The following is a 4,977-nucleotide window of genomic DNA, read 5'->3' as shown; positions in this document are numbered from 1 at the left end:
CGGCCTCGACCTCGGCCTGCCGGTCGGGTCGCTGGCTCCGCTTGCCGCGAGCGAGGCCGGGCAGAACGGTCATATCCTCGCCTCGCTGCTGGCTTCGGAGGGTGTTTCCTATGTCGAGCACCCGACCATCGCGAGCCAGCTCGCCATCCATCTGGCGGCGGCACGGGCGGTGGTGGGCAGCGCCTTTCCACCCTACCATCACCACGAGTTTCCGGGGTCGCGCATCCCGACGCACCGGGCCGATGCCGGTGCCTTCCTGCTGGCCGACGCGCTGGGCGCCGCCGGACTGACCATCGTGGAGGATGTGGACGGCATCTGCACCACCGACCCGAACGGTCCCGATGCCGAGAGTGCGGAACTGCTGCGCGAGGTGTCTGCCGCCGATCTGGCTCGGTTCGAAGGCACCCTGCCGGTGGACCGGTCGCTGGCCGGGATCATGGCGAACGCCCGTCACCTTGAGCGTGTGCAGATCGTGAACGGTCTGGTGCCGGGCCGGCTGACCGCCGCATTGCGGGGCGAGCATGTCGGGACGATCATACGCACCGGTGCGCATCCGGCCTGACCGGATCGCCCGAATGGACGCCCGGCAGCCCGTCTCGGAAGAGGCGGGCTGCCGGTGTTTCAGCCATCTCGGCGGCGCGTATCCGATCGGACGGGCGCTGGCCCGGCCGCATCGAAAATCACATTCCTGCGGTGACCGCCGGGATGACGATTCTGCAAAGCCGATCGGCCTGCTACTCTCCGCTCCATTCGCCGGGCGGTGCGTCCGCCATTCACACAGTCGATACGGGTGCAGATCCAATGGCCGAAGCCGTCCCGAAATCCTCTCGCAAGCGGGGCGAGGACAGCCACCGGTCCAAAGCGGAGGCGGCGGCCGACGACAGGAACGCCATCGATCTCGGTATTCTGGGCGAATCCGTGGGCTTTCTGTTGAAGCGGGCGCAGATGGCCGTGTTCGCCGACTTCATCGAGACCTTTGCCGCCGTCGATCTCAGGCCGGCGCAATTCTCGGTTCTGGTTATCATCGGCCGCAATCCCGGCCTGAAACAGTCTCAGGTCAGCGCGGCGCTGAACATCAAGCGCACCAACTTCGTGCCAATGCTCGATTTGTTGGAGAAGCGCGGGCTGGTGGCGCGTAAGCTGGCGGCCGGCGACCGCCGGTCCCATGCCCTCCACCTGACGGCCGAAGGCTCCACACTGCTGGCCGAACTGCAGCGGCTGTGGGCCGATCATGAGCGGCGGATCTGCGAACAGATCGGCCCGGACGGCCGCGACCAGCTGCTGAGCCTGCTCGGCCGGATGATCGCGTCCGGAAGCGCATCGGCCTCGCCCTTCGATGTGGACGAGGCCGATGCCGCCCCTGTCAAAGCACGGGCCACAGGGCAGGGCGGACGCAAGAGAGGGTGAGGCGGCGGGCTCAACCGCGTCCCGGCGCCGCCGCGGTCTTCAGGCCGGGTGAGGGGTGTGGGACGCCAGCCATCTGCTTCAGCCACAGCGCCGCCGCCGCCAGAAAGGCCGGCATGGCCAGCGCGGAGAGGATGCCGGAGAAGCTCAACTGCCATCCGGCCAGCCAGGCGACCAGGAAGGAGCCGGCGATGCCGCCAAAACGGCCCAGCCCCATCATCCAGGCGATGCCGGTGGCGCGCGCCTGCGTCGGGTAATAGGCGGCGGCCAGCGCTCCCAGCGACGATTGTGCGGTGTTCATCAGCGCTCCCGTCACCAGCACCGCGACCGTCAGCATCCCGACCTGCCCGGCAATTTGCCCGATCACGATGAAGGCCAGTCCGGTCAGCGCGAAGAAGATCGCGACGATGCGGTTGCCGTCGAAGCGGTCCATCAGCACGCCCGAGAACAGCGATCCGATGCCGCCCAGCGGGAACAGCGAAGCGACCAGCGCCGCCGCCGCCGGGGCCAGACCTGCGTCCCGGAACAGCACCGGCATCCAGTTGATCATGGCGTAGAAGATCGCCAGCCCCATGAAATAGGCGATCCACAGCATCAGCGTGCCGAGGATGAAGCCGCGCGACAGTACCAGCCGGATGGCACCGCGGCTGCCGCCTGCCGCCGCCGTCTCGGCCACCACGAACCGTGTGGCGTCGGCCGCAGCGGTGGAGATCGGCGTCAGCAGCTTGCGGATCTGTTCCACCGGCTTGGCGCGGGTGACGGCGAAGCGCGGAGATTCCGGCAGCCGGAGCAGCAGGACCAGCGCCAGCAGCAACGGTGCCGCACCGCCGGCCAGCAGCACGGTGCGCCAGCCGAAGGCCGGGATGATCCAGGCAGCCAGAACGCCGCCCAGCGCCGCCCCCAGCGGAAAGCCGCAGAAGACAAGGTTCGTCGTCAGCGCCCGGCAGCGGGACGGGCTATATTCGCTGACCAGCGTCAGGGCGGTGGGCATGGCCGCTCCCAACGCGATGCCGGTGACGAAACGCCATGCGATCAACGTCGCCAGATCCCCGGCGAAGGCGGAGGCCAGACAGGCAGCCCCCATGATCAGCACCGCGACGATCAGCACCGGCCGCCGGCCTATGCGGTCGCTCAACGGGCCGGCGGTGAGCGATCCCATCACCAGACCGAACAAGGCCGCACTCAGCACCGGGGCGAGATCGGGGCGCTGCAACCCCCACTCGGTCAGAAGGGAGGGCGCGATGAAGGCGATGGCTGCCGTGTCATAGCCATCCAGCAGGACGGTGCACAGGCACAAAAGGACGATGCCGATCTGTCGGCGGGAGAATGGATGCGCGTTCAAAAAGCCTTGGATGTCGATGCTGCGTTCCGGGGGCATGGCTGTCCTTTCCCTTCCATCGCGATCGTCGGTTTCGCTTTTGCCGCTGTTGGACATATTTCCAGCGGCCCGGAGGTCAGAGCGCCGATTCGCTCCTATACTGTTCCCGCAACAGGTTCTTGCGCAGCTTGCCCGACGCGGTGCGCGGCAGCGCGTTGGCGATGACGATGCGCTTGGGCGTCTTGAAACGGGCGAGACGGCCGCGGCAATGCTCGACGATCTCCTGCTCCGTCACCGAACAGCCGGCGCGCGGCACGATGAAGGCGCAGCCGACCTCGCCCCATTGCGGATCGGCGATCCCGATCACGCAGGCTTCCGCCACCGTGTCCAGTTCCAGCAGCGCTGCCTCGACCTCCGCCGGATAGACGTTCTCGCCACCGGAGATGAACATGTCCTTCTTGCGGTCGACGATGTAGTAGAAGCCGTCGCCATCGCGGCGCGCGGTGTCGCCGGTGCGGAACCAGCCCTCCGTCCCGGCATCCGTGCCGGCCGGCCGGTTCCAGTAGCCGGGCGAGACGTTCGGGCCGCGCACCAGGATCTCACCGACCTCGCCGTCGGCGACGTCGTTGTCCGCGTCGTCCACCAGCCGCAGCCGGACCGAGGCCGGCGGCAGGCCGGCCGATCCCGCCTTTGCCGCGATGCGCGACAGGTCGCCCACCGGCATGCCGAGAACGGTGCCGCCCTCGCTGCTGCCATATCCGTCGGCCATCGGTACGCCCTCGTCGAGGAAGCGCCGCACCAGCGCCGGCGGGTTGGGCGCGCCGCCGGTGCCGAAGAAGACCAGCCGCGACAGCTTCGCGGGGGCGTAGCCCGGTTGCTGGCGCAGGGTTTGCGCCATCTGCGGCACGCACATGTAATGCGTCACCGCCAGCGCCGGATCGGCCAGCCGCTCCAGCGTCAGAACCGGATCGAAGCCGGGCGACAGCAGCAGCGTGCCGCCCTGCAGAAGGGTGGAGCGGCAGATGGTGACGATGCCGATCACATGGAACAGCGGCATGTCGCACAGGAAGATGCTGCAATGATCGACCCGGTTCAGCAGGGCGAAGTTGGTGGCGGTGAAGAAAGCGGTCTGCTCGGTGTGAATGGCGCCTTTCGGCTGGCCCGATGTGCCGGAGGTGTAGATGATGATCGACGGCGCCCCGGCATCGCGTGTCGGCAGGCCGGCGACCGGCTCCTCCGCCTCCCATCCGCTCCGCACGGATGCCGCATCCATCCGCCTCAGCTCCGGCACCGTTTCCCGCACGCTCTCCCCGATGCCCTGCGCCGTCGCGGCGAACCCGTCGCCATGGATCAGCAGCGACGGCGTCGCATCGGCGGCCAGGGCCGCCAGTTCCGGCACCGTCAGCCGCCAGTTCAGCGGCACGAACACGGCCCCGGCGCGGATGCAGGCTAAGGCCATGGTCAGCTGGTCGATGCCGTTGCGGCCGAGCCAGGCGACCCGTCGTCCGCCGGCGCCCTGGCCCGGCTGCACCTCCAGGCACCGGATCAGCCAGGCCGCGCAGCGGTCGATCCGCCGATGCAGCGCCTCGTAGGTCAACCGCTCGCCGCTGCCGAGGTCGACGCAGGCCTGGGCGGCCGGCTGTACCGTCGCCTGATAGGCCACGGGATCGGGCGCTTCCCAGCGCAGGCCGGCACCGTTCCGGCCGTCCGCGGGTTCGGTCTCAGACATTCCCACCCTCCCATTTCCGGCCGCGCGGTCCTGTCCCGGTTGATCCGGTGTTCTGTCGCCGGCGCGGCCGCTTATTGCCCTGTCGGATTTCAGTTGCGGAGTTCAGCCGCGCTTGTAGGCACCGAGCCCCGGACGATAGGTCTTGTCGTCGATGAACTGCTTGATGCCCTGCTTGCGCCCCTCCGATTTGTCGAGGAAGTTCAGCGATTCCTGGCGGACCACCAGATAATCCTCCGCGGCATCGAACGGCATTTCAACCACCCGCTTGAAGGCGTCCTTGGCGGCCTTCAGCGTCATCGGGTTCTTTTCCAGCAGAGTGTTGGCGATGGCGCGGACCTTTGCGCGCAGTTCCGCCCGCGGCACCGAGAAATTGACCAGCTTCATCTCCGCCGCCTTGCGGCCGTCGAAGGTCTCGCCGGTCAGGATGTAGTACATCGCCTCGCGCTGGCTCATCAGGTCGGCGACCACCTTGGTGACGTTGCCGCCGGGGATGATGCCCCAGTTGATCTCCGACAGGCCGAACTGC

The 4,977-nt window shown here is 68.2% G+C and carries 5 protein-coding genes; 2 read left to right on the top strand and 3 right to left on the bottom strand.

Translation table 11 applies throughout. From position 1 onward, the window contains the following. A partial coding sequence (locus I71_RS07140) for a molybdenum storage protein subunit alpha (protein ID WP_042693110.1) occupies positions 1 to 562 on the top strand: 562 nt, incomplete at its 5' end. Between the two features lie 143 nt (positions 563 to 705). Continuing rightward, complete coding sequence (locus I71_RS07135) at positions 706 to 1,407, top strand: MarR family winged helix-turn-helix transcriptional regulator (protein WP_244433689.1); 702 nt, start codon at positions 706 to 708, stop codon at positions 1,405 to 1,407. A gap of 10 nt (positions 1,408 to 1,417) precedes the next feature. Here I71_RS07135 and I71_RS07130 read toward each other — a convergent pair whose 3' ends face one another. The 3 genes from I71_RS07130 to I71_RS07120 form a co-directional block, all read right to left on the bottom strand. Beyond that, entirely contained in the window at positions 1,418 to 2,782 is a 1,365-nt protein-coding gene (locus tag I71_RS07130; RefSeq protein ID WP_042693107.1) for an MFS transporter, read from the bottom strand. A 76-nt stretch (positions 2,783 to 2,858) separates the two neighbouring features. Beyond that, entirely contained in the window at positions 2,859 to 4,451 is a 1,593-nt protein-coding gene (locus I71_RS07125; protein ID WP_042693104.1) for an AMP-binding protein, read from the bottom strand. 102 nt (positions 4,452 to 4,553) lie between these two features. After that, a partial coding sequence (locus I71_RS07120) for an enoyl-CoA hydratase-related protein (RefSeq protein ID WP_042693101.1) occupies positions 4,554 to 4,977 on the bottom strand: 424 nt, incomplete at its 5' end.

This window comes from Azospirillum sp. B506, assembly GCF_000333595.1.
GTDB lineage: Bacteria > Pseudomonadota > Alphaproteobacteria > Azospirillales > Azospirillaceae > Azospirillum.
This window is presented reverse-complemented; position numbering and strand designations above follow the sequence as displayed.

Excerpts from the sequence above, each read along its gene's own strand:
- I71_RS07135 (WP_244433689.1), top strand. The coding sequence starts at position 706 with ATGACGATTCTGCAAAGCCGATCGGCCTGCTACTCTCCGCTCCATTCG.
- I71_RS07130 (WP_042693107.1), bottom strand. The coding sequence starts at position 2,782 with ATGCCCCCGGAACGCAGCATCGACATCCAAGGCTTTTTGAACGCGCAT.
- I71_RS07125 (WP_042693104.1), bottom strand. The coding sequence starts at position 4,451 with ATGTCTGAGACCGAACCCGCGGACGGCCGGAACGGTGCCGGCCTGCGC.